The sequence below is a fragment of the Mesorhizobium sp. M0991 genome, assembly GCF_040318915.1.
Lineage (GTDB): Bacteria > Pseudomonadota > Alphaproteobacteria > Rhizobiales > Rhizobiaceae > Mesorhizobium.
Genome location: NZ_JAMYNE010000034.1, coordinates 15,244 through 41,458, shown reverse-complemented (window position 1 = coordinate 41,458; position 26,215 = coordinate 15,244). Strand labels below are relative to the sequence as shown.

Annotated in this window: 19 protein-coding genes and 3 pseudogenes; 13 read left to right on the top strand and 9 right to left on the bottom strand. The window is 59.2% G+C overall.

Annotated elements, in window-relative coordinates:
• The first annotated feature begins 146 nt into the window (after window positions 1-146).
• The 6 genes and pseudogenes from NKH70_RS30370 to NKH70_RS30340 all read left to right on the top strand — a co-directional run.
• Complete coding sequence (locus tag NKH70_RS30370) at window positions 147-389, top strand: hypothetical protein (RefSeq protein ID WP_353026963.1); 243 nt, start codon at window positions 147-149, stop codon at window positions 387-389.
• A 938-nt stretch (window positions 390-1,327) separates the two neighbouring features.
• Window positions 1,328-1,522, top strand: a complete 195-nt coding sequence (locus tag NKH70_RS30365) for an SDR family oxidoreductase (protein WP_353026962.1) — start codon at window positions 1,328-1,330, stop codon at window positions 1,520-1,522.
• Entirely contained in the window at window positions 1,519-2,247 is a 729-nt protein-coding gene (locus NKH70_RS30360) for an SDR family NAD(P)-dependent oxidoreductase (RefSeq protein WP_353026961.1), read from the top strand. Before NKH70_RS30365 ends, NKH70_RS30360 begins: the two co-directional genes overlap by 4 nt.
• Window positions 2,248-3,178: 931 nt before the next feature.
• Window positions 3,179-5,200: an alpha-ketoacid dehydrogenase subunit alpha/beta gene (locus NKH70_RS30355; protein WP_353026981.1), complete on the top strand. Its 2,022-nt coding sequence runs from the start codon at window positions 3,179-3,181 to the stop codon at window positions 5,198-5,200.
• Between the two features lie 712 nt (window positions 5,201-5,912).
• Window positions 5,913-7,184: pseudogene (gene tnpC / locus NKH70_RS30345) on the top strand (IS66 family transposase).
• 463 nt (window positions 7,185-7,647) lie between these two features.
• Window positions 7,648-8,216: pseudogene (locus NKH70_RS30340) on the top strand (IS630 family transposase); the annotation flags it as partial.
• A gap of 49 nt (window positions 8,217-8,265) precedes the next feature.
• Here the strand turns inward: NKH70_RS30340 and NKH70_RS30335 are convergent.
• The 4 genes and pseudogenes from NKH70_RS30335 to NKH70_RS30320 all read right to left on the bottom strand — a co-directional run bounded on the left by NKH70_RS30335 (window position 8,266) and on the right by NKH70_RS30320 (window position 12,568).
• The gene (locus NKH70_RS30335; RefSeq protein ID WP_353026959.1) at window positions 8,266-9,033 is read right to left on the bottom strand and encodes an SDR family NAD(P)-dependent oxidoreductase; all 768 of its coding nucleotides are present in this window, start codon (window positions 9,031-9,033) and stop codon (window positions 8,266-8,268) included.
• A 685-nt stretch (window positions 9,034-9,718) separates the two neighbouring features.
• The gene (locus NKH70_RS30330; protein WP_353026957.1) at window positions 9,719-10,018 is read right to left on the bottom strand and encodes a hypothetical protein; all 300 of its coding nucleotides are present in this window, start codon (window positions 10,016-10,018) and stop codon (window positions 9,719-9,721) included.
• Window positions 10,019-10,456: 438 nt separating this feature from the next.
• Window positions 10,457-10,888: pseudogene (locus tag NKH70_RS30325) on the bottom strand (TlpA disulfide reductase family protein); the annotation flags it as partial.
• Window positions 10,889-12,199: 1,311 nt separating this feature from the next.
• Complete coding sequence (locus NKH70_RS30320; protein WP_353026979.1) at window positions 12,200-12,568, bottom strand: SET domain-containing protein-lysine N-methyltransferase; 369 nt, start codon at window positions 12,566-12,568, stop codon at window positions 12,200-12,202.
• Between NKH70_RS30320 and NKH70_RS30315 the strand changes: the two genes are divergently transcribed.
• The 6 genes from NKH70_RS30315 to NKH70_RS30285 all read left to right on the top strand — a co-directional run bounded on the left by NKH70_RS30315 (window position 12,473) and on the right by NKH70_RS30285 (window position 19,880).
• A complete protein-coding gene (locus NKH70_RS30315; protein ID WP_353026989.1) occupies window positions 12,473-12,712 on the top strand; it encodes a hypothetical protein in 240 nt (79 codons plus the stop codon). The genes NKH70_RS30320 and NKH70_RS30315 overlap by 96 nt on opposite strands.
• A 701-nt stretch (window positions 12,713-13,413) precedes the next feature.
• Window positions 13,414-13,599: a hypothetical protein gene (locus tag NKH70_RS30310; protein WP_353026955.1), complete on the top strand. Its 186-nt coding sequence runs from the start codon at window positions 13,414-13,416 to the stop codon at window positions 13,597-13,599.
• A 514-nt stretch (window positions 13,600-14,113) separates the two neighbouring features.
• Window positions 14,114-15,811, top strand: a complete 1,698-nt coding sequence (locus NKH70_RS30305; RefSeq protein WP_353026953.1) for a SidA/IucD/PvdA family monooxygenase — start codon at window positions 14,114-14,116, stop codon at window positions 15,809-15,811.
• Between the two features lie 506 nt (window positions 15,812-16,317).
• On the top strand, window positions 16,318-17,097 hold the full coding sequence (locus NKH70_RS30295; protein WP_353026949.1) for a phytanoyl-CoA dioxygenase family protein: 780 nt from the start codon (window positions 16,318-16,320) through the stop codon (window positions 17,095-17,097).
• A 323-nt stretch (window positions 17,098-17,420) separates the two neighbouring features.
• Window positions 17,421-19,442, top strand: a complete 2,022-nt coding sequence (locus NKH70_RS30290) for a class I tRNA ligase family protein (RefSeq protein WP_353026947.1) — start codon at window positions 17,421-17,423, stop codon at window positions 19,440-19,442.
• A gap of 108 nt (window positions 19,443-19,550) precedes the next feature.
• Window positions 19,551-19,880 (top strand): hypothetical protein, encoded by a 330-nt coding sequence (locus NKH70_RS30285; RefSeq protein WP_353026945.1) that lies wholly within the window; start codon window positions 19,551-19,553, stop codon window positions 19,878-19,880.
• A 373-nt stretch (window positions 19,881-20,253) separates the two neighbouring features.
• Here the strand turns inward: NKH70_RS30285 and NKH70_RS30280 are convergent, their stop codons facing one another.
• From NKH70_RS30280 to NKH70_RS30265, 4 genes are all read right to left on the bottom strand, one after another.
• Entirely contained in the window at window positions 20,254-21,711 is a 1,458-nt protein-coding gene (locus NKH70_RS30280) for an NAD-dependent succinate-semialdehyde dehydrogenase (RefSeq protein WP_353026977.1), read from the bottom strand.
• 506 nt (window positions 21,712-22,217) lie between these two features.
• Window positions 22,218-23,639, bottom strand: a complete 1,422-nt coding sequence (locus NKH70_RS30275) for a M16 family metallopeptidase (protein WP_353026943.1) — start codon at window positions 23,637-23,639, stop codon at window positions 22,218-22,220.
• 103 nt (window positions 23,640-23,742) lie between these two features.
• A complete protein-coding gene (locus NKH70_RS30270) occupies window positions 23,743-24,060 on the bottom strand; it encodes a hypothetical protein (protein ID WP_353026941.1) in 318 nt (105 codons plus the stop codon).
• A gap of 541 nt (window positions 24,061-24,601) precedes the next feature.
• Window positions 24,602-24,829, bottom strand: a complete 228-nt coding sequence (locus tag NKH70_RS30265; RefSeq protein ID WP_352473851.1) for a hypothetical protein — start codon at window positions 24,827-24,829, stop codon at window positions 24,602-24,604.
• A 384-nt stretch (window positions 24,830-25,213) separates the two neighbouring features.
• Between NKH70_RS30265 and NKH70_RS30260 the strand changes: the two genes are divergently transcribed.
• Complete coding sequence (locus NKH70_RS30260; protein ID WP_352718180.1) at window positions 25,214-25,426, top strand: cold-shock protein; 213 nt, start codon at window positions 25,214-25,216, stop codon at window positions 25,424-25,426.
• Between the two features lie 218 nt (window positions 25,427-25,644).
• Here NKH70_RS30260 and NKH70_RS30255 read toward each other — a convergent pair whose 3' ends face one another.
• Complete coding sequence (locus NKH70_RS30255) at window positions 25,645-26,115, bottom strand: Ros/MucR family transcriptional regulator (RefSeq protein ID WP_353026939.1); 471 nt, start codon at window positions 26,113-26,115, stop codon at window positions 25,645-25,647.
• Window positions 26,116-26,215 lie beyond the last annotated feature (100 nt).

Genomic DNA, 26,215 nt, shown 5'->3' with positions numbered 1-26,215 from the left:
GTTAACGTCGCCCCACGCCACAACGGTAGGCGACCCCTTCTCCCGCATACGGCAGGGCAGTCCGAGGAAACTGGCTGGGGATGGAAATGCCGGGCGCATGGCCTTTACGGTGGCTCAGTTTTCAAGACTCAGAGGGGAGACGAGGCATGCGGTTCAGACTCAACGTTCTTGGGCAGCTAATCGAGCCGATCAATCGGCGCCACTTTCAGTCAATTTTGGACCGTGATGAAGGGAATGCCGACAAGCCGTTCAGGAGTAACGGCCACCGACGCAGGAGCGGGCGATATCAGCGCGGGCCTGAATTGCGCTTTTTTGAATTTGGCTTCAGCAATCCGACCACCGAGGGAACAATGACGCCCGAACACCGCTCGCACGCTACAGGCTATTGAGAGCGCTCTCTCCAGCGGCTTCGTCACCGCCGGAGTTAGACCACGCCGTGGTGCATGACCCCTGGTGCCGAGACGGACTGTCGGTTTTGTCGAGCCGGCGACACGGTGGTGTTCGGCTTTGCTGCTGATGCATTCTCATAAGCCTTTGAACAGCATTTAGAACATTTTTTCCGGCGCTCCTTATGCCAATTTGGCACGACTTTTGAGCCTTCTTTGTAGCGAGCCTTGTAACGAGCAAGCAGGAGTTCCCGGGGGCGTGTGGCAGAAAGCGCCCCGCGTATTTTCCAGCACTTGGCACAAGACGCCTAATGGACGAGAGGATGCCTTTGGTGGCAAATGGCGAAACTAAGGCGTGCGACGCGGAGCAGCGGGAGAGCGTTCAACCGGTTGGCCAGTCCGCCAAGGATCTTCTTGAACGAGATGGATTGTTGCGGCCGTGCGTGGCCGCCAAGCCTGGCCCCTTCTGGTGTCACGCCAGGTCTTGCGTTTCACAGACCAGCATCGTGCATCTGCCGGACCATCGCGAAATCGGGTCCCATCGTGTGTCTTGGGCGGAGGCTCGGCACCCAACAGAAAAAGAGGCTTCAGCGCAGATGCTCGCATTACGATTCAGATTGACACTTCGGACATCGAGTGGCGCAGCCCAGGCGGCCTCTTGCGATGTTGCGCATGGCCATCAGATCGGGCCCACCGAGCCGCCAGGTCTGATTGAGAAATTTGTCCTTCGTATCGCATACCGCACGCTACAGGCGGTCCGCTACAAGGTGCCAGAGCTTTCGCAGGCAGAAGTGCTATTATCCACTTGCGGTCGCTTATGGCGGCGGCGACTTCACCGCCCTAGGGAGCGCTCGGATCGCCGGTCCAGTGGATGGGCCGCGATCACCCGGGAGAAGGTGTCCGGGTCAACTCGGCCTGCCGCAACGAAAGTCGAGACGCCGATGCTGCAGATCGGCTTCGCAGTGTGCGGGCTGGAGTCGAATACCCCGATGGCCGACCTGAACCGCTCGGTGCCGCTTGGTCGCGCGGTGCGGCCGGAAGACATTGCTGATGGTGTCCTGCTATTGGCGTCCGAAGCCGCGCGTTACATGTGCGGCGCGCTTGTCGAGGTGAACGGCGGAAAGGCTGTCGAATGACCCGTTTTGCCGGGAAGGTCGCCCTGGTGACCGGGGCCAGCAGCGGCATTGGGGCGGCAATCGCTGACAGGCTTGCCGGCGAGGGAGCCAGGGTCTTCGCTGTTCAGCTTGAGGAGGCTGACCACATAGCATCGATAGTCGCGGACCTTTGCGACCCCGACATTCCGGCCATCATCATTGACGATGTCGTTCAACAGGCCGGCCGGCTCGATATCCTCGTCAACAACGCTGGGCGCATGGTTGAAGCCAAAGTAGATGAGACGGGGCTGGACGAGTGGCGACGCACAATGGCGCTCAACCTTGATGCTCCTTTCCTGCTGATCCGTCAGGCCATGCCTCATCTTCGCAGAAGCCGCGGCGCCATCGTCAATATCGGCTCGATAGAGGGATTGGCGTCCAACCCAGGGCACGCGGCCTACTGTGCCTCGAAGGCAGGGCTGCATGGCCTGACGCGTGCCGTGGCGGTCGACGGCGGGCAAGACGGGGTGCGTTGCAATGGCGTGGCTCCTGGGTGGATCGATACGGATCTCAACGTCAATTTCGTCGCCGCTTTGCCGGAGCAGGCGCGAGGGAGGCTGGGTAGCATTCATCCGTTGGGTCGAACCGGCCGTGTTGAGGAAGTCGCGGCTATGGTCGCATGGGTTGCTTCCGACGAGGCTGCATTCGTCACCGGCCAGATCTTTGTCGTGGACGGTGGCCGCACTGCCAAGCTAAGCCTTCCATGAAGGCAGGTCGGCTTCCGATTCTTGGACCGGCGGCGTGGAATGCGATTATCTCGCCGGATCAAGAGCCCCGGCTTACAGTCCGCGCTGCGATTGGCGGATCATCGGCAGTCCCTTTCGCGGGACTGGCGGCTGCTCGTTTGAGGTTCGCGGCGGGTTGATCTTGCCCTGGGCGCGCCGGTCGTAAAGCTGCTCTAGCTTTCGTGTCGAGACCGCGCCATAGGCGATCGAGCAACGCCGAGTGGCACAATTGCGGAACATGTCCTGAAGAGCAGACCGGAGACGTTTGAGGGAGGAGGTTCGCGCCGCTTTTCCGCAACCCCCGGCTCCATCCTTTTGTTTGAGCTTCCGACAATCTTGTCCAACTTCGGACAAAAGAGAGTCTGGGATTTCTCCCCGGCGACCCTCGTCGCTGGAAAAGCAATGTAATTGTTAGCCTTTCAGTCAAATGGCGCGGCGCTTGCTTCGGACTCTTTAGGCCCCACAGAAGGCACGTAGAAAATCAGGAACAAGGCCATTGCTGACACCACAAAGCTCCATACAAGCGCCTGAGAAGACCGTCCCTATTCCCGCAGAATATCGAGACATGGTCTACGGTCCTTGCTTGACAGCTGTATTGCGCAGATTGGTCTGAGGCCGAGGGCCCATGTCGACGCGCACACTTCCGACCACTACTACCTTGTTTGTCGAGCACGAGAAGCGGATCCTAGATGTCCTTTCAAGCGCCATCGACGTAGAGAGCCGTTCCCGAGCAGCCCGAAGGCGTCAAGCCTATTTCACAGCCAAGCGCGGGGCCGATAGTGTGTCGGCAAGCTCTTTGTTCCGGATTATGAGAGAGCCAGGAAGTGGATGAGTTATCCGCGACAAAGCAGGACCTGCGCTCTGCTAACCTAGGCAGCGTCTTTTACTTGGATTTTGGAGCAATGTTTTGATCATGCAGTTGGACGGTTATCAGAGACTAGAGGCTTATCGGCGGATGCTTCGCATCCGTCGATTCGAAGAAGAGGGTATGCGCCAGTTCAAAGACGACAAGATTCCTGGTTGGTTCCACACGGCCGTGGGTCAGGAAGCCGCTATCGTTGGAGCATGTCTCGCGCTTCGGGACGATGACGGCATAACCGGGACGCATCGTTCGCACGGCCATCCGATCGGGAAGGGTGCTCATCTCGACGCGCTCATGGCCGAGCTGATGGGAAAGGAGGGCGGCGTTTGCAAGGGGCGCGGCGGTTCGATGCACTTTGCAGACAATTCGGTCGGGATCATCAGCGAATCGGGTATCGTCGGAGGGGGCATTCCCCTTGCCACAGGGTGCGCGTTCAGCGCCAAGCTGCGGGGCGTCGATCAGGTTACTCTTTGCTTCTTCGGCGATGGGGCGGTGAACCAGGGCACCTTCCACGAGAGTCTCAACATGGCCTCGCTGTGGAAGCTTCCGGTCATCTATCTTTGCGAGAACAACGGCTATGCAATGACCACCTCGGTAGCGCAAAGCCACGGGCAGCCGGACATCGCGCTGCGGGCACCGGGCTACGGGATGCCAGGGGCAACAGTTGACGGGCAGAGTGTGGGCGCTGTTTATGAAGCTGCGGCAGCGGCCGTCACGCGAGCACGCGCAGGCGAGGGGCCTACTCTTATAGTGGCCAACACGTATCGGTTCGACGAGCACAATTTCGGATTGGTGATTCCGGGGGAGCCTTATCGATCGGTTGAAGAAGTCGAGGCTCACAAACGCGCCCGGGATCCGATCTTGCTTTATCGCACTGTGCTCCTCGAAGAAGGCATAAATGAAAAGAGTCTGATAGCAATCGAGGACGAAGTCACCAAAGCCGTCAAGCAGGCTGTGAAATTTGCTTTGGACAACCCCATGCCTCAGCCCGAAACCTTGTCCGATTACATGTTCAACTCGCCCCTACAGGTCATTACAACTTCGAGGCTGGGCTGGAGAGGAATCAATCGACATGGCACTGATGCCCAAAAACTTGCCGCGACGCCAACCCCACATATTCAGATGACCTATCTTGAAGCGCTCGTGCAGGCTCAGATGGAGGAAATGGATCGTGATGAGCGCGTCGTCCTGATGGGAGAGGACATCTCGGTCCATGGCGGCGCCAAACTCATAGAGCGGTTCGGCAAGAAACGGATTTGGAATATGCCGATTTCAGAAGGCAGTTTTACCGGCCTCGGAATCGGGGCTGCCATCAACGGATTGCGACCGATCGTAGACCTCTCAGGTGCCAGCTTCGTATATCTGGCCTCGGACCAGATCATCAACCAAGCCTCGAAATTGCGGTATATGACTGGAGGCCAGATCCACATTCCGATCGTGTTTCGTTGCTGTATGTTCTCGGTGGGGTCCGAGGCGGCGCAGCATGCCGACCGGCCTTATCCGTTTTTTATGAATGTGCCGGGCCTTAAGATAATCAGCCCGACCAGCGCCGCCGATATCAAGGGGCTGATGAAATCGGCCATTCGCGATGGCGATCCTGTACTCGTCTTCGAAGACGCCCGCCTGTGGGCGCTCAAGGGCGATGTGCCCACAGATCCGGACCATGTAATCCCGATTGGCAAAGCGGATGTGAAGCGTGAGGGAAGAGACGTTACCCTTCTCGCCATTGCAGGCGCCATTCGGCCGACGATGGAAGCTGTCGACGCGCTCACCGAGGAAAACATTTCGGTCGAAGTGATCGATCCACGTACGCTGAAGCCGCTCGATCATGCGGCTATCAAGATGTCAATCGCGAAGACTGGACGGCTTGTGATAGTCGAGAACGGGCACCGTGTCTGCAACGTCGGAAGTGAAATCGCCGCGGTGATGGCTGAAGAGGCGTTCGATCTATTGAAGCGACCGATCCTGCGCTTGAGCGCTCCGGACATTCACGTCCCATTTAGTCCGAGCCTCGAGAATGATTTCTTCCCGACTAAGGATCACATCATCGCCGCCGTACGGCGGCTGCTCTGATATCATCGAAGACTGTGAATAGAATAGAAGCAAAGATGCCAACTGGCATCGTTCAGCCACTCAAGTGGAATGGTACTGGAAGCGCGGAGGCGGTGCGCCTATCGGATGATCCGCTTGTGGCAAATATCAGGTCCAATATCATTCCTATCTCGACCGGATCAAGGTTCATGCCGCCTGCCCCGCGGCCGGGATGACAATGGTCGATTCCCCGCTCGGCCGCGTAGCGTTGTTCGAAAAGGCGGCGATCGGGGATGCCGCCAAGCTACACGGCAAAAACCACCCCAGCGCAGCTTCGGACCCTGCAAGTGCTGAAGCCTGGGAATACCAACGGTCTTGGGCGCTGACTCTTTTCTGATTTTGGCCGATTTGCGCGCCGTGATTCCAAGATTCGGCGATGGATCAGCGGAGAAGTTGCGGACGGACTTTTCGGCGGGGGAGCTTCGCCGTCTTGCCCGGAACTCAAAGGATGTGCGCCAGAGCAGCCGGCTGTTGTCGATCACGGCGGTTCTGGACCGCATGAGCCGGGCCGATGCGGCCCGGATCGGCGGGATGGATCGCCAGACGCTACGCGACTGGTGTCCATCGGTTCAACACGGCCGGCCCCGATGGTCTTGCAGACCAATGGGCGCCGGGACCAGCGTTCCGGCTGTCTCATGAGAGCTGCAGGCCGAACTGGCGTAGTTACTCACGCCCTTGTCAGGGGCAAGAATCCCTGAATCCATGCGGTTATGGACGCACTGATTTGCAGCGTCTGACGAAGGAAAGAGTTGATCGATCTGGTGCTGCGGATGCAGCGGCCAGAGAAGACATCGCGCACGTCGTCCAAGCCACCTTCGAGCGATCGCAAGGCGCGTCGGGACAGGGCAAAGCCCGGCGGCGCCAAGGCGGGTCATGAAGGTCACAGCCGCCATGCGTGAGGATGCCGATCGCATCATCGATCATCATCCCGATGCCTTTGCTGCCGCGCCAGCCTGTCGAGCGATCTTGCTGCCGAAACCGTCAGCGAGCACGACAAGATTGAGCTTCCCGCGATCAGGCCTGTAATTGAGCGCCATCCGCGTCTGGCAGTCCGTTGCCCGTCCAGCGGCACGCTGGTCGTCGCGGCTGTGCCAGATACGGCGAAGGGGACGCCGTTCGGGCCACGCGTGCACGCCGTAGCGACCTATCTCAAAGACTTTCCAGTCCCTGTCCTACGAGCGGCTGCAGAGCCCGTTCGCGAACCTTTTCGGTCTCAGCCAGGGCGGACTGATGAACATGTTGCGCCGTGCGCAGCGCGCGTTCGCGGCCGGGTGCGACAAGGCCGTCGCGGCGTTGCGCCGGGCCAAGGTCATCGCCTCCGATGAGACCGGCGTGCGGATCGAAGGGAACAACGCCTACCACTGGGTGTTTCGCTGCGCCGAAGCGGTTGTTCATCAAGCAGCGCCAACGCGCGGCGTCGTCGTGGTCCGGACCTTGATGGACGGCCATCGGCCCGACGTCTGGTGTTCCGATCGCTATGCCGCACAAAAAGGGCACGCAAATGCGCATCAGACCTGCCTGGCGCATCTCGCCCGCGACGTCGCCTATGCGGACGAGGCAAGTGAGGACATGCTGCCCTCACGGCTCAAGCGTTGGCTGCAAAGGGCCTTCGCCCTAGACCTTCGCCGCCTCGATTATCGCTGGCAAGCTTCGCGCCCTAGAGCGAAGTTTGGACTATATTTTCGCCAGCACAACGTCGTGCGATCTGGCCCGCGACATCCAAACAAGTTCAGGCGAGCTCGCGATCAACTTTTGACCTTTGCCCATGGCCAGGAATGGTCGACGCGACGAACAACGATGCGAACGAGCGCTGAGACCCGCCGTCGTTCAACGGAAGATCACGAACGGCTATCGCGCCATGTGGGCCGCAAAGGGCGAAGCCGACATTCGAACCGTCGTCGACACGGCTCGTCTCGCGCCGGGCACGAACCCCTTCAAAATCATCCTTCAAACTGTCAGCGCCTGAAATCCGCCATGACGGAGCCCGCGACCTTGATCTTCCGAGCCTCTTCGGGCACGGCTTTGTCGGGACATCGAGGTGTCGAGTTCGAGCACGCTAGCGGATCTGGCCGAAGCCATCGTAGCGGCTTTGGCTTCGACATGGACCACGCCTACGGCTGATATTCAAAACTGACGGAAAAGCTGTTCGACTCGCCCCAGCGGTTCGAACTCTTCGCCGATATAGAGGGGAGCGGCTCTCGCAGTGTGCAGGGCACGCGCGTCACCACAGCCTACTACGCGCTTCCGCGTTGAAGTTATTGGAACAGGGCAGGCGCAGCCAGATGCCAATTGCCCGAGGATCGTCAGCAAGATCGGCCAGGCTCCCTCGCAGTACCCTGACATCGACGACGCACCGTGCCGCATCGAGGGGGCAAGGGGGTGGGTAATTGCGAACGGGCCGCGCTTGTGGAGAAGGGCCTGGATCGTAGGATCGTACTGTCGATGGCGTCGTTCGCTGGCGGCGGATCGACCTGAAGAAAGCCATCAAGGACCGCTTCGGCATTGATTATGACGCGCGCTATGTCTGGGAGCTGCTGCACAAGCTCGGCTTCTCATCCGGCGCAAGATGCCCATATCATCGAGGAATTCAAAAAACTGGCCTCGCACGCTGAAGGCGCATCGTTGCGACTTGCCGCCGCGCACGAAGGTGGAGATCTGGTTCCAGGACGAAGCAAGGATCGGCCAGAAGAACGGTATTGTACGGCAGTGGGCCAGACGCGGCACGCGGCCGCGACAGCCGGCCGACCAGCGCAACAAGAGCGCCTAACTGTTCGGCGCCATCTGCCCCACGTGGTACCGGGGCGGCTCTCGCACTGCCGTTTGCCGATACCGAGGCCATGCAACTCCAGATCAACGAGATCAGCCGCCATGACGAAAGGCGCCCATGCCGTACTCGTCATGGATCGCGCTGGATGGCATCGCAAACCTCAGCATACCGGACAACATCACCCCGATCTTTCTGCCGTCGCGCGCGCCGGAACTGAATCCGGTCGAGAACAACTTAAACGGTTGGCCTCGAGAGGATCTCGACGCCAGCCAGAGGGATGTTACCAGCAGGTATAACCTCCATCCACCACCAGTACCGTTCCCGTAATATAGCTTGACGCATCGCTCGCCAGAAAATGGACTGCAGATGCCACCTCATGGGGCTGGCCGAAGCGGCGCAGCGGTGTTAGTTCACACCATGCGTTGATCACTTCTTCAGGATACTTGCCGGTCATATCAGAGTGGATGAACCCAGGAGCAACTGCGTTCACACGGACACCAGATCTTGCCCACTCGCACGCAAGTGTCTTGGTCACCATGTTCACTCCGGCCTTGCTTGCATTGTAGGCCGTGACAACGGATTGTTGTCGGGTAACGATCTCCCCGCACATTGAACTGATATTTATTATCGCCCCGGAACCGCGCTCCGCCATTAGTGAGCCGAACGTGCGGCTGCAGTAGAAGACACCGTCCAAATTGACGGAGAGGACCGCCCGCCAATCCTCATCGGTGGTATGATTGGTCGGCGCGGCACGAGATACGCCAGCGTTGTTGACAAGGATGTCGGGGCAAAGGTCGATTCTACCGGCGACTTCGCGCACAGCCTTTGAATCCGTCACATCGAGTTGATAGACCTGCGGTTTGATCGGGAACTGATCTGCAGCCTCCGCCACTCGGATATCGTCAGTGCCAGTAAGGATTATACCGGCACCGGCTTGTTGCAAGGTAAGGGCGATCTGCAAACCGATGCCGCGCCCTCCTCCGGTTATCAAAGCAGTTTTCCCGGTCAAGTCGAACCTGCTATTAGCTGGCCGTTCCATAAGGGGCATTGCTGGTCTCCTGCGCTGTTGCTAACGAACCAATGACGCGTCGATCAAAGAAGGGCTGTTTGCGCTTCACAGCCGAAATAACTGCAGGATACTTTTTCGCCGTCGCAAATGGAGGTAGAAAGCATGCTACAGTCTTCAGCCGTTCACCTCAGGAACCACAACGCGGTATTGGACGCCAACACAGCAAGACATCGGCGATGTCTTCCTGCCCCGCGACGCAACCAAGCGGCACCGAGTCGTCAACGTCGGCCATCGCCGTATTCGGGTCCAGTTCGCATACGGCGAAGCCGGTGCACCGTATCGCTTCGTTGCGGCAAACCGTGTTGACCCGCATCTTCTCCCACGTGGCCGCGGCCCATCCACTGCGTCAGCGAAGCGAGCGCTGTCTTGGGACGGGACCAGGCTTGGTGGCCATCACCCGCCCACAATAATTGATCTCGCTCTCTAGAAGCCCCTCGGCGAACAGGCGGTGTGCCAACCGCGAGCGCATTGCGCCGTGAATTCTCCCAAAGCGGGGTTTCGCCATCTTCTCTTCCATCAGGCTTCCTCTGGCCAAGTTCTTGCCAAATCCGCGGGGGCGTTTTCTGCCATCTTGTCGGCGGCGGTTCCTCCTGCCTAGCTCCAAGGAAAGCAAAATTTGTGCCAACTGAGAAGGATAGCGGCAGAAAAGACGTTGTGCAAATATTCAAAGCCTGAAATGAGAATGCCCAGCAACGAAGCCGACCGCAACCCGTGTCACGGACTCGACAAAACCGACAGCTGGTGTCAACACCCTGCGTTCCCCAGAAAGTGGGCGGGATTGCTCGAAATCCCTCAGTCTTAGCAACATCAAAATGAAAACGAGCAGGGCCACCGGTGCATCGCGCCGCGTGCGGCAGAGCTCGACTTCGATTCGCTTGCCAGCGCTCACGGTGTCGATCTCGTGACCGAGCACAATCGATGTGACGCGCGACGAGGCGCGGTCGGCGATTGCTGCGGCAGGCACGTCCGGATTTCTCGAGCTTCTGGCCGAGGAAGACCTCGCGCCGATGCTGAGCTTGACGTGCCTGGACGCCTGCTCGCGGCCGCTTGGCTTGGTGAGACGCAGGAGGCCATCGCCGCCCGAGCAAAGCGGCTGGAGGAGGTGGCGCCAAGACTTCGAAGGAAGCTGCGGACGTCATCGTCTGGGTGCTCATGCCCGGCTGATTGGCGCCCACAACCTGTCCCCCTCCGGAGCGCGGCGCCTGTTCGATCGGCTCCTGCGGCCACACCAGGGAAATGGACAGATTGGCCAGTCAACATTCCGACCATCATCCCCCATTTTTATGTTTTCTCCCCGACCGAGCGCGCTTTGGCACCGCCGGGAAATTGCTTTGCGGAGCCGCGCGGAGCGTGCCGTAACAAACCTTCTCACCCTTGTAGTTGGCCAGGGCCTGCAGCAGAAAATCTGATCAAGGTGCATCGGATGACCGATAAAGACGATGTGGCCGTCTCGGTCGACCACGAACGATCTCGGAATCCCAAGAGAAAAGCTGGGTTCCATCCAAAGCTTCTTCATTTCGCCTGTGGAGTCGAAGGCGATCCGAAAGTTCAGATTCAGGCACTTTTCGGTCAACCACGCGTCCAATCTGGTTTGGGCCTCGACGGCCCTTGGAGCATCTTCACTGGCCGCGACTCCGACGACCTCAAGTCCGCTGTCCTTGTATTTCTCCTGGAGCTGCACCAGATGGGGCATCGCCGCCACACATGGTCCGCACCAAGTTGCCCAAAATTCGACGACATACACTTTGCCGGGCTGGAAGTTCGTGAGGGGCTCGCCACGCAGCCAGCTCTCCACTTTGATCGAAGGAGCCGGTGACTCCATCTGCAATGTCATGTTATTCTCTAAAGCTATTGCCAAAGGCTGCGCATGCGCGAGCTTGTTTCCCCCTTTAGGGAGGGGCACACGGGTTCAAGCAAACCAGAGCATCGCTCGTCACGTGCGTCTGCGTGCAGCCAGCCTTCACTCAGTGTTGCCGCATCACACTTCGCAAAGGCCGTGCCAGCACGCTCAGCGGGCAGTAAGCGCATTAATGGCTTAGAAAAGCTCCAAGCCAAGATGGCCGTTTGTATCGAAGTCGACATGTTTTCCTGCCGCTGTCCGGTTTTGGACACGCCTCTGGCCGCTTCGGGCCGGCACGAAAGCCTGGCCACGGACGACTCCACATGTACTCGGGCCAAGGGACCGAGCAGATGGACATCATGACTGCGTTGGCTGCCGCCAGGCCCCTCATCATCGTCCGCTTCACGCCACTGGCTTGAGTGTCTTGCCGTTCCGGCTCTCAGTCGGCAGCGGATCTCGCCATTTGCGATTGCAAAGGGCCGCTCCATCAGAGCGGCCTGTGCCCCCTCGCCCGCCTTGCGATTGAACTGGCTGGCGACATGGGAATTTTTCACGACGAAGGCGGTCCAGCTTCGGCTCGCCAATACCGCTATCGTCAGCTCGACGATTATGATCGTCGCGAAAAAAGGCCAGGATGAGTGCCGGCATGTGCGGCTGGTGGGCTCTCCGGGGTTCCTGCTTTGCGTTTATTCTCTGTCCCCTGTGCTCAGCCGTGGTTGATCCGCTCCGCTTGCGATGTTCGCCCATCCTGGCCGGCGCAACCAAACTCGTCGAATGGCGTTCGCCCGCGCACACTTGGCGGCAGTCGGCAGAGTTTAGCTAATCGCGGACATGACGCGGCGCTCGAGGCGGCCAAGATGGCCATCATGGGCAGCACGAGGGGCATGATCATGGCGACGGAAGATATCGGCCACCTCCAGCACGGAGCGCATCGCTGGGCTCAGGCGGTTGGCACCGCCTCCGCGTCAGGCGGTCCAGCGGGCTCTGCGGCCTGGCGATCCTGGTTGTTGCAAGATTGTGTAGCGCGCCGTCGTCGAGAGGTTGTTGTGTCCCGGCAGCACCCTCGATAATTCGGATAGCCGTACCTCACTCAAGCATGTGAGGTCGGAAACTGTGGCGCAGCGTATGGACGCTCGTCCGCTTGACGGCCTTGGACGCGGAGCGGCAGAGATTCACGAAACTGTCTGCATCCTTTGAGTCGACAATATCATGCAAGGCGGTGACATTGCTAGCCCGCCCTTATGGTCCTTCGGTATGGATGGGGCGATTCTAAGTGCTATGAACCGACAAACTTTGAAAGTACCTCTACCTTTCTTGGAACCTGCCCAGGGTTTTCTTCAGGTATGGTGCGTAGAATCCCGACACGAGCATCGGATGATCGCGAGGCAATTTGGAGAAGCCTCCGGCCGAACCCCGGCAATTTTCCGATGAACAAAGACATACCGATACCCCAATGCACTCGAACTCCGAGGTAGAGTAGTTCCAGGTTACTTCGACACCAGAAGATATCTGCTCAATACAAACAAAGTCGTAGGCTCCGAAGCGATTGGGCACAATCGCTAAATTTGGATCACAAGAATGATTCACAATGACAGCCGGCTCCTGAAAGAGAGCATGGACATTCCAGTCCAATTGAAACGAGTTCGTCGTTCGACCCTTTTCCATGCGGTCAATCAGCCCAATGACAACAATCTCCCCCGGGAGGAAATCGCGAGCAGCGAAAACGCCACGCCCCCTATCGCCACCCGTGTTGAGCACTCTTACGTTGCGGGCATTGAGTTGCCTTGCGCAGGCGACATCGTCTGTCAGAATAGATAGACTCTTGTTTATGTGTGGAGTCGACATGGCCGGTTTCTTCCTTGAAGGCTGAGTACTGCAGAGCGATGCTTTTCATTGGGGAGTGTGTATTTGCCGATGCCCTCCTGCTGCAAAAGCGAGCTGCACAGACATGACATGTAGATTTCCTTCCTTCCTTCGTTCCATCCCTCGCCGCTGCCGGTCGGCAGTTCTCACCCCCCTCACGCCGAAGGGTTTCAAAAATCGTGCCATTTCACTGATCGAGCCGAGGAAGAAATCTTGTGATTGCTTTTCAGCTATTTGTCTGAGGCCAAACAGGAGATTGGATAAACAAAGCGTATGTAGCGGACCCGACAAACCTACACGGGATGTCGAATGGCGCTGCTCGAGACGGTGCGCCATTCGGAGGCTGGAAGATGTGGGGGCAGGGGGTCTGAGGCGAGTTAATCGGGAGACCGCTGCAGGGACGTGGGTCTACGCTCGTTCAGCCTTCCATTGATCTGGCGGTTCGCTGTTGGAGGTGGCCGTTGACAATCCTGGTGAGCCGTCGGCGAGATAGCCGAGCGGTTCGACACCGCTGAGTTTGATGAGGACTCCCGCTTCCGGCACCATAGTGCAGAAGCGATCTTTGGAAGATGTCATCCGTGGACAAACTCACGACAGTCTAGCCTGATTTAGCGAAATGGATCTTTTAGGTCTACGGGGCAGATGCAGAGGGCCGCATGGTTCACAAGAAGAAGTTTCAGCGTGAGGAGATGCTGAGCCTTGCGCTAAGTTGCCCATTCGAGGGATCCGATCTGAAGGGTAGCGAGGCTTCAGGGGCTCATGTTTTCGAAGAAGCGGCGCAGTTCGGCATTTGCTTCGGCGTGACGATCCCGGGTGAAGGTCCCAGATCGCGCAATCATTGATGTGCTCAGGTCTGGGCATGCGCCCATCCGCCAACCATCTCATCAAGAGCATCGATCCGACACCAACATAGAGAATTGCTTCCCAATGAGAGAGGCCTCGCGGCGACATGAGAGTGCGCCAATCTTCATGATCGCGGCATCCGAGGATGTCGGGATCGAGCCAGTGCAACGGCACGATAGGGCGAAGGATCTGGCAGCTCTTGCAACTGCCGACCTCGATGGGAGAAGGAAATCGCGATCTGTCCGGCAGAGACACAAGGTTCTGCACTGTCCGTTCATGAAGACTTCCTGCTGGTCTCCATAAGAGAAGTATTCTGGTGCAGAAGGTGCCCCGATTAGCTATTCGGAAAAAGGCGACATCGACGTGCAAATCGGGCGCCGCCGTGAGGCGTCCCCCTCAATGTCGGATTTCCGACAGGATCGCAATTCCGCCAAGCGATTGTTTAATAAAATGTTCCGTCTCTGGCACGGCCCATGCATGGGACTCTGCGAACGCATCAGCGAGACATCGTCCATGATCATGCGCACCGAAAATGCCGTCGCGGCAGTGAAAACCGCGCTCTCGCCTGCCATCAAGCCGCCGAAAGGCCGGCGCGTCATGGTTGAGGCGGGCGATTGCGCCGGCTTCAACACCTCAACGGGCTTGGAAAGCGTCTCGCGTGACGGCGACGCGGGCACCAGACGGGCGGATAGGACAACGTCGTTGCCCCACGTCGCCGGCATGACCCCTCGATTGTCACCGCGCTGGAATGCTCGGGTCTACATTCGACGACCCGAACGCGCTGGACAAATTCTCGCAAACCGGTCGGGACCAAGGCTCGAAAACCTCCGCGAGGGGCCTAATGGCTATGGCCGATATTCGCCGAGAACAAGCCGGCTAGTGCGAAGACTCTATAGGAGGAAAGCAGTGGAGTTATCTTGCGTTGGGGTCGGTGCTGGGCCGTCGAATTTAAGCCTTGCGTGTCAGATACACGAGCAAGTTGGGCAAGGAGCACTGTTCCTGGATCGGCAGGTCGACTTCCGCTGGCATCCAGGCATCGCATTCGAGTCCTCGGAGCTCCAGGTCAGCCACTTCAAGGATCTGGTCACGCTGGTGAATCCGCGATCAGCCTACACTTTCGTAAACTTCCTGCGCGAGAACGGGCGTCTGTATCAATTCCTGAACGCACAGTTCGAAGCCGTGCTGAGAGTTGAGTTCGAGCAATACCTGAACTGGGCCTTCCACAGGAATCCACTTGTGCGTGGCGGCGAGACGGTACGCGAAATCCGCTTTGACGGCGAGTTTCGGGTGCGGACGGATAAGGCGGTTCTCGGCGCCAGAAACGTCGTGGTCGGCATTGGCAAGCAGGCGCGAATCCCGCCTCAGTTTCAGGGCTGGACTGGACGCAACCTTTTCCACTCATCTGTTTTACTGCACATCCATCCTGAGGTGCGGAGAAAGCATGTCTGCGTGGTTGGCGGAGGCCAGTCGGGAGCCGAGGTGATGTTGCACCTTGTCAGCCTGCCGAAAGAACGGCGGCCTGCCTCGATCACTTGGGTCTCGCAGCGCGAAAACTATCTGCCTCTGGACAACAGCCCGTTCACAAACGAGTTGTTCATGCCCTGCTTTTCGGATCGTTTCGCGGCGATGAGCGAGTCGCAGCGTAAGCTGCTCCTGCGGCGTTTCGTGCTTGCCTCGGACGGCATTTCGGAAAGCACGTTGCGCGCGATCTATCAGGCGCTGTACCGCCACGCATTTTTCGAGCCAAACCGATCCGACATCATACTGCGGCCGGGCTGCACCGTCTCGCACTGCATCAACGCCGGCGCGGGTCACAGGCTGACCCTGCAGCACGGCATGGTCGAGGTCGAAGAAGTCACGGCTGACATCGTCATCCTGGCCACCGGTTACGAGAACGCGGTGCCAGACTTCTTGGAACCCATCGCGCACCGGCTGGAGCAGATCGACAATGAATTAGCTATTCGCGAGGATTTTTCGGTGAGCTGGGACGGACCGCGTGACAGACGCATCTTCGTACAAAACGCGAGCCTCGGGCAGCGCGGCCTGGCCGATCCGAACCTAAGCCTGCTGGCCTGGCGCGCGCGCCGCATCCTCGATAGCCTTCTTGGGCGCGCGCCATGCGCGAACCCCGAGCATCCTGGCTTCATCAGCCATACCTCGATCGAGAGCTGGCCCGCCCCCGCAGCCGAAGAAATGGGCAGCGGGATATGACTCGTAGACTTTTGATCATCGGCGGTGGCATCCTGGGAATGACGTCCGCCTCCGCTGCGGCGAAGGCCGGAGGCTTCTCCGAAATCATCGTGACCGAACAAGCCCTTGGACCAAGCGGCGCATCGCATTATTCTGGGGGCGTGCATTTCCCCTACGGTTGTCAAGACCGTACCACGTCGCTCACTCGAAAGAGCGCCGTGGTCTTGGCGGCCATGGCTGGGTCGGACGTCAACGGGTGGTATCGGCCTTTAGCGATGCGTGTCGTGGCTGGACCGGGTGAAGCGATTGATCCGGCCCAGTTTACGGAACCCCTGGACCCGGCTGAGCCTGACATAGGCAGTCTCGCGCCGAGCTTCTGCGGACAATATCTGCCGGAGCGGAATGCACTTAGCATCGCCGTCCCACATGACGTGAGTCCGTCTCCGTGGACCCGCAACTTGACCAGCGCCCGACTGCCCTAATTGGGATGTCCGACCAACCAGTCTTTCCAACAGGAGGCTTTTCGCATGTTGACTGATGCACAAAGAGAAAAGTGGCAGAAAGACGGATACGTCAGGCTCGAAAGGTTCTTCGCTCCAGCGGCTCAGGAAGATATCTCTATTTTTGTCGAAGATATGTCACGCTGGGATGTCAGCGATGATAAATGGCTCATGTGGTTCGAGAAGACTACGGACAATCGAAAGATCATCTCCAAGATCGAGAATTTTCTCGACTTCCATGATCCATTGCGTCGTTTGCTCTTAGAAGATCAGCGCATAAAGTCAGCGGTCGAGGATTTGCTTGGCGAAGATTCGCGCAGGCTCAAGGAGTTGCTGATTTTCCACTACCCCGACAGCGGCGGCTATCTCCCGCATCAGGACATTTATCACATTCCACACAAACTCCCCGACCGGATGGTCCATGCGGTGGTGGCCATAAGCATCGACGACTCCGACCCGGAAAACGGCGGGCTTTTCTTCAGCCCCGGCAACCACAAGAAGGGGGTGTTTCCCATGGATGCCGGTGGGGTGATCGATCCTCAAGTCGCCGAAATGTTCTCCTGGGAACCCGTAGTATGGAAGGCTGGCGACATCTTCATCTTCGACGATTACGCACCGCACTACTCACGACCGAACAAAAGCAATCGTTCGCGGCGGACACTCTACTTGGTGTTCCAGCGTGCTTCAACCGGTGGACCGACCCGCGCTGAATATAACGTGCTTAAGCGCGCCCTTAACCCGCCCGAGGGCAAAGTGGCCGATCTCGACAAACTCAAGCCCCCAAATGGCATTTTCTATCGCGATTGAGCTCACGCAGCCAGGCGGAGGCATGCACACGAAACTGATCGACCGCTCCAAAAATGCGGGAGAGTATGGCGTCTGATTTGCGGGCTCTCGGAGCATCGACCGCAGCCCGTTAAGACGCTTCGGCACGTGGATTGTGGAGGGGGTCGCCGGGGGGCTTCTGTGGCGCCTACGACTGCCGCCCCCTGGTCGCCCGCCTGGCGGCCCAGAGCTGCACTATCCTAGGCCGGGGCCGCCAACGGGTCGGGCTACCCTCCACGAATTGCACGGGAGGCTGTTGCGTTGGCTGCCGAAGGTCCCACTGCTTCAACCAGCTTAGGTTCGTCATGCGCAAATACACGTTTTCTCGAACGGAGCTGTCGCGGGCGTTCGGTATCGACATGGCCACGCTTGGAACGGGAAGCGCTCGCAGGGGGTTTTCATTCGGAAAGGTTGGACCGGGCGTCACATCCGAGCCCCATCGGCACGACGAAATCGAGGCCTTCGTGGTCCTGTCTGGCGCGGGCAAGGTCACGACCGACCGTGGGGAAATCTCGGTCGAGGCGGGCGATGTCGTTCTGTTCCACCCTTTTGAAGCGCATGTGCTGCGCAACGACGGAAACGAAGACCTAGATTTCGTCGATGTCTACTGGCGAGACGACGAGGCCGCCCTTGATGCCGCTGCAAAGACCACGGCTCCACGCGGGCCGATCTTCGTCTTCTCCACGCCGCCAAGGCCAAATGGCGATCTGCATCTGGGGCATCTTTCTGGCCCCTATTTCGGCGCCGACGTCTATACTCGTTTCCTGCGCATGAAAGGAGTCGAAGCATATCACCTCACTGGAAGCGATGACAACCAGAGCTACGTCACTTCACGCGCCGATGCCGATCAATCGACCCCTGCAAACGTGGCGCGCTACTACGCCGACGAGATTCGCGCCACGCTTGCACTTCTCGATTGTGACGTCCACAGCTTCCAACCCACAATGGACGATGACGGTTACGGCGAGTTTCAAGCCGCGTGTTTCCGCAGTCTTCTGAGCAGCACGGCGGTAGATCTGCGCCAGAGCCCTGCGCTTTTCGATGCTGTGACAGGCCACTATCTTTACGAACCGGATGTTAGCGGCCTCTGCCCCGATTGCGGCGGCTCCGCCAGTGGCAATATCTGCGAGGAATGCGGCGCCCCAAACCTTTGCCACGACTTGGGTGCAGCCCGGTCACGGCAGTCTGCCGAGGCGCCGCTGGTCGGCTCCGTCCGCCGCCCGGAACTTGCCTTGGACCGATGCTACGACAATATCGACCGGCATCTAAGGGCGTCGGGCGTCCCGCTACGGATCTTGGATCTCTTCGCGCGCCTACGCCGACGCGGCAACTTTTCAGTGCCCATTACCCACCCCTCGGACTGGGGCCTGCCGGCCGAAGGGTTCCCGGGGCAAGTGATCTGGGTCTGGCCGGAAATGGCCTTTGGTTTTCTTTACAACATCCAGGCGCTCGGCCGCTCGCTGGGTCGCGACTGGAAGGCGGAGATGCCCGGCAACGACTGGCAGATTGTCCATTTCTTCGGCTTCGACAATTCGTTCTACCACGCGCTACTCTACCCCGCTCTTTACGCCGAGGTCTTCTCCCACTGGACGCCACGCATCCACTATCACGTCAACGAGTTCTACCTGCTGGAAGGCAAGAAGTTCTCAACCAGCTGCCGCCATGCGGTCTGGGGCAAGGAGATTCTGAGCCCAAAGACAGTCGACGTCGTGCGCCTCCATTTGGGCCTGACACGCCCGGAAGGTGAGCGAACGGATTTCACGCTGGACGCGCTGCGCCGCACCGAGAACGAGGTGTTCCTAGGGACCTGGCTGAACTGGCTCGATGCGTTGAACCAGGAAATCAAGCAGGATTTTGGCGGCCGTGTGCCCGATGCAGGCGACTGGAGCCCGGCCGACCGCGCCTTCTTTGCTCGGATAGAGATCTATCGCGCGGCGATGGAGCGCGCCTATTCGGACGAAGGCTTCTCGGTCCGGCGCGCGGCCGCTCAGGTCTGCGATTTCGTGCGCGATTGCGTGATCTACCGTCGGGCGCGAGACTATGCGGCGGCGCGACGTTTCTATCCCGCCCGCATCCGGACTTCGCTAGCCCTTCAGACGACGGCCGCTGCGATCCTGGCACCGACACTCGCTCCGCTGATGCCCCGATTCGCCAGAACGCTGGCGCGAGGCATCGATGGCGTCTCAACCGAAACATGGCCCCGGTCCGTCCAGCGCCTTGCGCCCGGGACGCGCTTTGATCTCGGACCCGTGTTGGTGTTCTACGCCAAATCCGCCAATCCTCATCTCGATGAGGAGGAAGCACTGAGCCCAAAGGTGCACCAGTGAGCTATCCCAATCTCGACCAGATCTGCGCGGCATCAAACCCGATGATGCCAAATATCTTTACTCGCTGTCACTGGCGACCGAAGCCGCTATCAGACGGTAGAGACCAGATTGGCGAACCTGAACCAACGCATCGTCGACACCCTGGCCCGCGCCTTCGAGGATCGCTCGGCCGATCGCTTTCCAGCCCTTGCTGTTTCGTGCCGCAAATGCCGTGTGGGCTCGACTGCGCTGATCAACCTCTGCGGGCATCGCGGGATTTCCGTCCTCCAGCCGGTCAAGACTGTCATGCGGTTCGAGGCGCTTGGTCAACCTGGCGCGCCCTGGATCGTGCGCCGATCACCGGAAATGTCGAATGCGAATGCCTGCCTGATGGTATCTTCGATTCTGTCCGAGCCTGTACTGGCGCGGCAGTCGGCCGAAGAACAACTGAGCTACTGACAATCGGAAGGTAGCAGGTTCAAAATTCTGCCCCAGAAACCGGATATTGCGCACAACCAGCGTTCACGATCGCGATGGTGCACAAGCTTCCAACCAGACCCGCGCAAAGACAGCCCGTCGCCTGAAGATAGTCGGCGAGGGCCGCCAAATCCCTCGCAAGCGTATCCTCCGTCACATGCACGCCGTCTTCGCCGACAATGCAGACGCTTGTCTCGTCGAGAGATAAGTCCAGCCAGGGTGCTCCTTCAGGATTGCGTGTTTGCTCGGGTACGGAGCCGCCCCTCAGTTCCCAATCGAGGAGCGATCCTACAATTCACATATTTGGAGATCGCTCGCTAGGTTACCCGGTCTGTGAACCTTGCAAGCCGAAAATTCAGATGCCGCCCATGCAGAGATATTTCATTTCGAGGTAGTCCTCGAGGCCATGGCGGGATCCCTCCCGCCCGATGCCGGACTGTTTTATCCCGCCGAACGGCGCCGCTTCTGAAGACATCCGGCCGGTATTTACCCCGACCATTCCATATTCCAAGGCCTCGGCCACACGCCAGACACGCTTCAGGTTGGAGGCATAAAAGTAGGCCGCGAGGCCGTAGATCGTGTCGTTGGCCTCACGCACGACCTGATCCACATCTTTGAAGCGAATAATCGGTGCCAGCGGCCCGAATGTCTCTTCTTGCGCGACGGTCATCTCGCTGGAGACACCGGTCAGGACTGTCGGTTGGAAAAACGTGCCATTCGTGCCGGTGCGTTTGCCCCCGCATCGAATTGCGCCGCCTTTGGCGACTGCATCGGCAATATGGGATTCGATCTTGGCCAAAGCCTGCTTGTCGATGAGCGGTCCGATGTCCACTCCGGGAGCGAAACCGTCATCAACTTGAAGTTGGCGAGCCCGTTGCACGAATTTCTCGACGAACTCGTCGTGAACGCCCGACTGGACGTAAAGGCGGTTCGCCGAAACGCAGGTCTGGCCGGCATTGCGGAACTTCGCCTGGATCGCACCGTCAACCGCGGCATCGATATCGGCATCATCGAAGACGATGAAAGGTGCATTGCCGCCGAGCTTAAGGCTGACTTTTTTGATCTGGTCCGAGCACTGGCGCATGAGAAGGCGCCCGATCTCAGTCGACCCGGTGAAGCTGATCTTGCGGACCTTGGGATTGGTACAAAGTTCGCGGCCGACCGCATCACCTTCGGACGCATAGATCAGGTTGACGACGCCTTCGGGAAAGCCAGCCTGATGGGCGAGGGCGAACATTGCTCCCGCTACGAGCGGCGTCTGTTCAGCGGGCTTGAGGACGATCGTGCAGCCCGCCGCCAAGGCTGGCGAGATTTTGCGCGCCACCATCGAGGCCGGGAAATTCCATGGCGTTATCGTGCCAACAACTCCGATGGGCTGCTTGATTACCAGCATTCGGCGGTCCATCGATGGTGCGGAGATCGTCTCGCCATAGACGCGATTGGCCTCCTCGGCGTACCATTGCAGATACGCCGCAGCATGCCATATCTCCGACTTGGCTTCGGCAAGCGGCTTGCCCATCTCCGCGGTGAGAATCGCGGCGAGATCGTCGGCGTGGTCGATGATCAACTGATGCCATCGCCATAGAACGTCGCTACGCTCACGTGCGGTCAGCCCTGCCCATCCAGGCTGCGCGACATAGGCCTTGTCGATCGCAGCGCATGTCTCCTCGACACCCATGTCGGGTAGTTCTGCCAGCACTTCGCCAGTCGACGGGTTGAGGACCTCGAATGTCCGCTCGCTAATCCGCGTGCCAAGTGCCGGCAGGCGATCAATGGGTCCAAACAGGTCGGGGGATCTCAGGTGACGGATCATCGGCAGGCACAGGGGCAATACCGGATTCCTCCTCACAGCAGGTATATATAGCAGGTGCGGTGTGTACTCCGCGACGTCCGGGTTCCTTATAGGGCCTCGGCCAGACAGCTGGTAGACCACGGTACCCGACTGGAAAGGGAGAATACCTGAATACGCTAGAAGATGCCTCGCGGTTCTACTAGTCGAACGATTGAACAACGGACATCGGCTTCGCCAGCCGCGCGGGGTGGATGCTGGTGGCCTGCGCCTACAATCTGCGGACCACGAATCGGCGACTCTATCCACTCGAAGAGAGGCTGGCCTGAGGAGGAGCGCACCCCAATAATGACGCCTGAACCGGCAAATGCCTGGCAAGGCCCGCCAAAACCGCTCCTCGCGGCTTTAAACAGATCCCGTTTACCCGGCGAGCGCCCGCAAGATGAGAAAGAGGATGGGGAGGAACAGGGTGGCGAAGGCGCGCCGAGGGAAGACCGGCCGGCGCATTTGCATGGGGATGGAGCTCATGATCAATTCCCCGCCTGTTGCTGCGGCAAAAGATAGCCTGTGGTCGAATGGTCGAGCACCAGATAACGCGCGGCGACCGCCTTGACCTCGTCGGTGGTGACTTTGCGGACGCGGTCCGGCCTCTCGAGCACGTCCTTCACATTGCCACCGGTGGTGAGCGTCTTGCCATAAATGTTGGCGATGTGGTCCAGCTCGTCGTGCGCAAAAATCACCGAGCGGATATAGCGGTCTTTGGCCTTGTCCAGCTCGTCGCTGGTGACGCCATCCTTGGCGATCCGGGCGATTTCGGCAACGGCCGCCGCTTCGAGATCGACGATCTTTGCATCGCCGCGCGGCGAGCCGGAGATGGTGAAATTGGTGTCGTCTAGCATGGTGCCCTGGAAGGAGGCGCCGGCAGCCGAGGCTGTGCCTTGCTTGACGACAAGCTCCTGATATAGCCGGCTGCGGTTACCGCCGCCGAGGATCTCGGCCAGCAGGTCGAGCGCCTCGGCCTCGCCGGGCTCTGCCGTATGATAGGACGGCACCACCCATTGAGTGGAAAAGCTCGGCACCGAAACGCGCGCATCGGTCAGCGTCACTGTGCGCCTGGTGTTCTGCTCCGGCTCGACCGGGCGGTTGCGCGGGGGCAGGTCCGGCCCGCGCACAACCTTGCCATAGGTCTTCTCGGCCAGCGCCTTCACCGCCTCAGGCTCTACGTCGCCGGCCACCACCAGCACGGCGTTGTTCGGTCGGTAGTATTTGTTGTAGATGGTGAATGCGTCGGTGCCGTTCAGCTTCTCCATCTCCTGCATCCAGCCCATGACCGGAATGCGGTAGGGCTGGTTCTGCCGCAACGTCGCGTTGACCTCCTCGTCCAGCAGAGCATGGGGGTTCGTCTCTCTGCGCCAACGGCGCTCCTCCAGGATCACGTCGCGCTCGGTCTTGATATCATCGTCGTTGAGGATGAGGTTGAACATGCGATCGGCCTCGAAGCCCATCATCTCACCCAACGCCGAGGGCGCCACCGTCTCGAGGAAGGTGGTGTAGTCATAGGCGGTGAAGGCGTTATTGTAGCCGCCGATGGCTGAGACGGCTCGGTCGAACTCGCCGGCGGCGTGGTTGGTCGTCGCCTTGAACATCAGATGCTTGAGGAAATGGGCAAGGCCTGATTTGCCGGGTGGCTCGTCGGCGCTGCCGATCTTGTACCAGACCATATGAGTGACGATCGGCGCGCGGTGATCGGGGATGACGACCACTTCCATGCCGTTGTCGAGCAGGAAATCCGTCACCTTGCCGCCGGCGGTGGCGGCCAGAGCCGGAGCGGTCGTCACCAGGGCCAGCGCGGTGGCAATGAACGTGTTGCGCAGCCAGGCGGACGATCGATGGCTCCGGTTGTGGTGGCTGGTCGAAAGGCAAGGTTCAAGGCAAAGTGATTTGTTCCTCATTTTGATGAAGGCGCTGCGTCCCCGTCCCTCCCCGTGGGAGGATCGGCGGGCAGCGCCGAGGCAGATGAATAAGCTCTTCATGGTGCCAGGCCTTACTCGAGCCTCATCTTTGGATGGAGCCAGGAGACCTGCGGCGGTATTTCTTGGTGAGGTGATCATGGGACGGATTCTCCTTGGTCCGCGACGCCTTGCCGATGACCAAGCATGCACCGTGCCAGATCAGAAAACCGTTCAAGGCAGTGGACAAATCGGGCTCTGCCATGTTGCGCATCCGACATTGTCTGACATCGGACAGGGCCGAACGCGACGCGCGCGCGGCTGAGAATATCTTCTTCGTTCGGAAGACGATTGGGCGCGCTGCCGGGGAGGGGGTATAGGATGCGCTTCGAATGGCCGCTGCACTGACGGTGAGAATGGACATGTTGGTCGCCCCAGCGGAACCCTGTCCTCGACAGCCAGACCGGGTCGATGCTGAAGGGCAGAGGCGTGAGCAGCCCAGCCAACTCGAGCGCGGAGCCTGGCGCGCGCCAGGACGGATCTGATCCAAAAATCGGCGAGTTGGGCGATATCCGCGAGGCGCTGGAAAACGAAGATCGTAGGACTCGGGCGGGAAAAAACGATGCGGTTGCGCGCTTCTGGCGTAATGCGCCTGCCGCGAGGCCGTTGAGCCTGATGAGTTGCTGCGGGAAAGGGGAGTGTTTGCGCGGGACCTTGGTCAAACGTGAGAAACAACCGTCGAGCTCGCCGTGGATGGGGGGCATGCAGGCACGTTTGTCGCTGGAGGACAGCAGCACGGAAGCTGTCCGCGCTTGCCGTCGTCGCTGGGTACCAAACAGGAGAATTTGGCGGTCGCGATCGAATTCATCTGCGTAAATACCGCCTGGCTGTGCTCGGTTTGCCGGCGAACAGATTTTGCCTTCCTTGCGGCTGCAAACGCATCCCTGGCGGCGTGGTCCCTAAAGTCAAGAGCATCGGGTGAGTAACAGCCTGATCCTGCTCAATCTGATGCGCGCCAACCGCCTCGCCGGATTGTGGAACCGCTCGCGGGTAGCTTCTACCACAAACAGCAAGGTCATGAAATCAAGTAGGAAGTCGTCGATCGCTTGGGCGATTGTTTCTGACTTGCCCTTGAACTGGTCCAGCAAAACGCGCGCGTTATCGATCGCTTCCACGCTGGTGGCATCGATCAACCCCTCGACCCTCTTGAAACAATCCAATTCGAAACTCCTTCAAGCGCTTGCCAAGCCGTTATGCACGAAGGTAGCTCCGTGAACTACCCGGCCTTTGACCTGGCGGCACGAGCAGCGGTCGGCCTTACGTCCCGTGCCTCCAAGCACCAGCCCTAGACGTGGCGCTGAGGAGCGTTGGAAGGATCGGGCGCTTCCGGCCATGCTCCAGCGGTAGTGTAGGACAGTGCTTGCTGGCGACTACGGCCAAAATGGAGTGCGCCAGTTGCCGCCGACCAATCAAGCGGCCTTGAAATTTTTCGTTTTGCTGCCCCTAAGTCTCGGCTATGAATCGGACTGGCCACAAAGGCCTGCCCACGTTGCAATTGTTACAAAAGGAATACGCATATGGCGACCGGAACAGTGAAGTGGTTCAACAGCACCAAGGGGTTTGGATTTATCCAACCCGACGATGGCGGTCAGGATGTTTTCGTCCACATTTCCGCTGTCGAACGCGCGGGCCTCTCGACCCTCGCTGACGGCCAGAAGATCAAGTATGAGATTGAACAGGACCGCCGCACTGGCAAATCCTCCGCTGGCAGTCTCAGCAAAGCTGGTTGAAATTTTCTCCTGCGTCCTGGCAAGAGTGGGCGCGTAGGTCCGGAGGTCCTCACGGCCGCTCGATAGGAGCGAGCAAAAACTGAGGGCAGCAGATTGCTGCAGGCGTCGCGAATTCCTCATGAAATAAAAAAGGAGGCGGGGTTGGCCCCGCCTTTTTATATGACGCGCAGATTAAGCCGATGGCTGCAACGCTCCAGAACGAATCTCCATTGCCGAAATCAAGCCGCGACCTTCTTGCGGGTTCGCTTCGTCGGCGCCGGCTCCGGCGCTTCCGGCGCTTTCGGTTTGCGGCCGAGCCCCATTGTCTTGGCCAATGACGAGCGCGCCGCGGCGTAGTTCGGCGCGACCATGGGATAATCCGCCGACAGGCCCCATTTGGCCCGATATCCATCCGGCGTCAGCCCATAGTGGGTCGACAGATGGCGCTTTAGCGATTTGAATTTCTTCCCGTCCTCAAGGGAGATGATGTAGTCCGGTGTCACCGACTTCCTGATCGGGACTGCAGGCGTAAGGGCAACCGGCTCTTTTGCAGAGACACCTTCCGCCGTCCCTTTCAGAGCCGCGTGCACTAGGCCGATGAGGGCAGGGAGATCCCCCACCGGGATCGGATTGTTGGAGACATAGGCTGAGACGACATCGGCCGTGAGCTCGATGAGGGTGTTGATGTTTTTTTCGGCTTCTTCTGTCATGAAACTCTCCAGGCGGCGTGAAACACAGTCGGCGAAGCGTCGCTTCATAGTGGCGGTCGCCGCTGAAAGCAACAAAGGTCTCGACACGATTATTACGATG

Coding starts and splice junctions, on each gene's coding strand:
- NKH70_RS30275 (WP_353026943.1), bottom strand. CDS start 23,639: ATGAGGAACAAATCACTTTGCCTTGAACCTTGCCTTTCGACCAGCCAC.
- NKH70_RS30255 (WP_353026939.1), bottom strand. CDS start 26,115: ATGACAGAAGAAGCCGAAAAAAACATCAACACCCTCATCGAGCTCACG.
- NKH70_RS30290 (WP_353026947.1), top strand. CDS start 17,421: ATGCGCAAATACACGTTTTCTCGAACGGAGCTGTCGCGGGCGTTCGGT.
- NKH70_RS30360 (WP_353026961.1), top strand. CDS start 1,519: ATGACCCGTTTTGCCGGGAAGGTCGCCCTGGTGACCGGGGCCAGCAGC.
- NKH70_RS30295 (WP_353026949.1), top strand. CDS start 16,318: ATGTTGACTGATGCACAAAGAGAAAAGTGGCAGAAAGACGGATACGTC.
- NKH70_RS30315 (WP_353026989.1), top strand. CDS start 12,473: ATGATTCACAATGACAGCCGGCTCCTGAAAGAGAGCATGGACATTCCA.
- NKH70_RS30355 (WP_353026981.1), top strand. CDS start 3,179: ATGCAGTTGGACGGTTATCAGAGACTAGAGGCTTATCGGCGGATGCTT.
- NKH70_RS30260 (WP_352718180.1), top strand. CDS start 25,214: ATGGCGACCGGAACAGTGAAGTGGTTCAACAGCACCAAGGGGTTTGGA.
- NKH70_RS30280 (WP_353026977.1), bottom strand. CDS start 21,711: ATGATCCGTCACCTGAGATCCCCCGACCTGTTTGGACCCATTGATCGC.
- NKH70_RS30270 (WP_353026941.1), bottom strand. CDS start 24,060: ATGTCCATTCTCACCGTCAGTGCAGCGGCCATTCGAAGCGCATCCTAT.
- NKH70_RS30305 (WP_353026953.1), top strand. CDS start 14,114: ATGATCATGCGCACCGAAAATGCCGTCGCGGCAGTGAAAACCGCGCTC.
- NKH70_RS30335 (WP_353026959.1), bottom strand. CDS start 9,033: ATGCCCCTTATGGAACGGCCAGCTAATAGCAGGTTCGACTTGACCGGG.
- NKH70_RS30370 (WP_353026963.1), top strand. CDS start 147: ATGCGGTTCAGACTCAACGTTCTTGGGCAGCTAATCGAGCCGATCAAT.
- NKH70_RS30365 (WP_353026962.1), top strand. CDS start 1,328: ATGCTGCAGATCGGCTTCGCAGTGTGCGGGCTGGAGTCGAATACCCCG.
- NKH70_RS30310 (WP_353026955.1), top strand. CDS start 13,414: ATGGTTCACAAGAAGAAGTTTCAGCGTGAGGAGATGCTGAGCCTTGCG.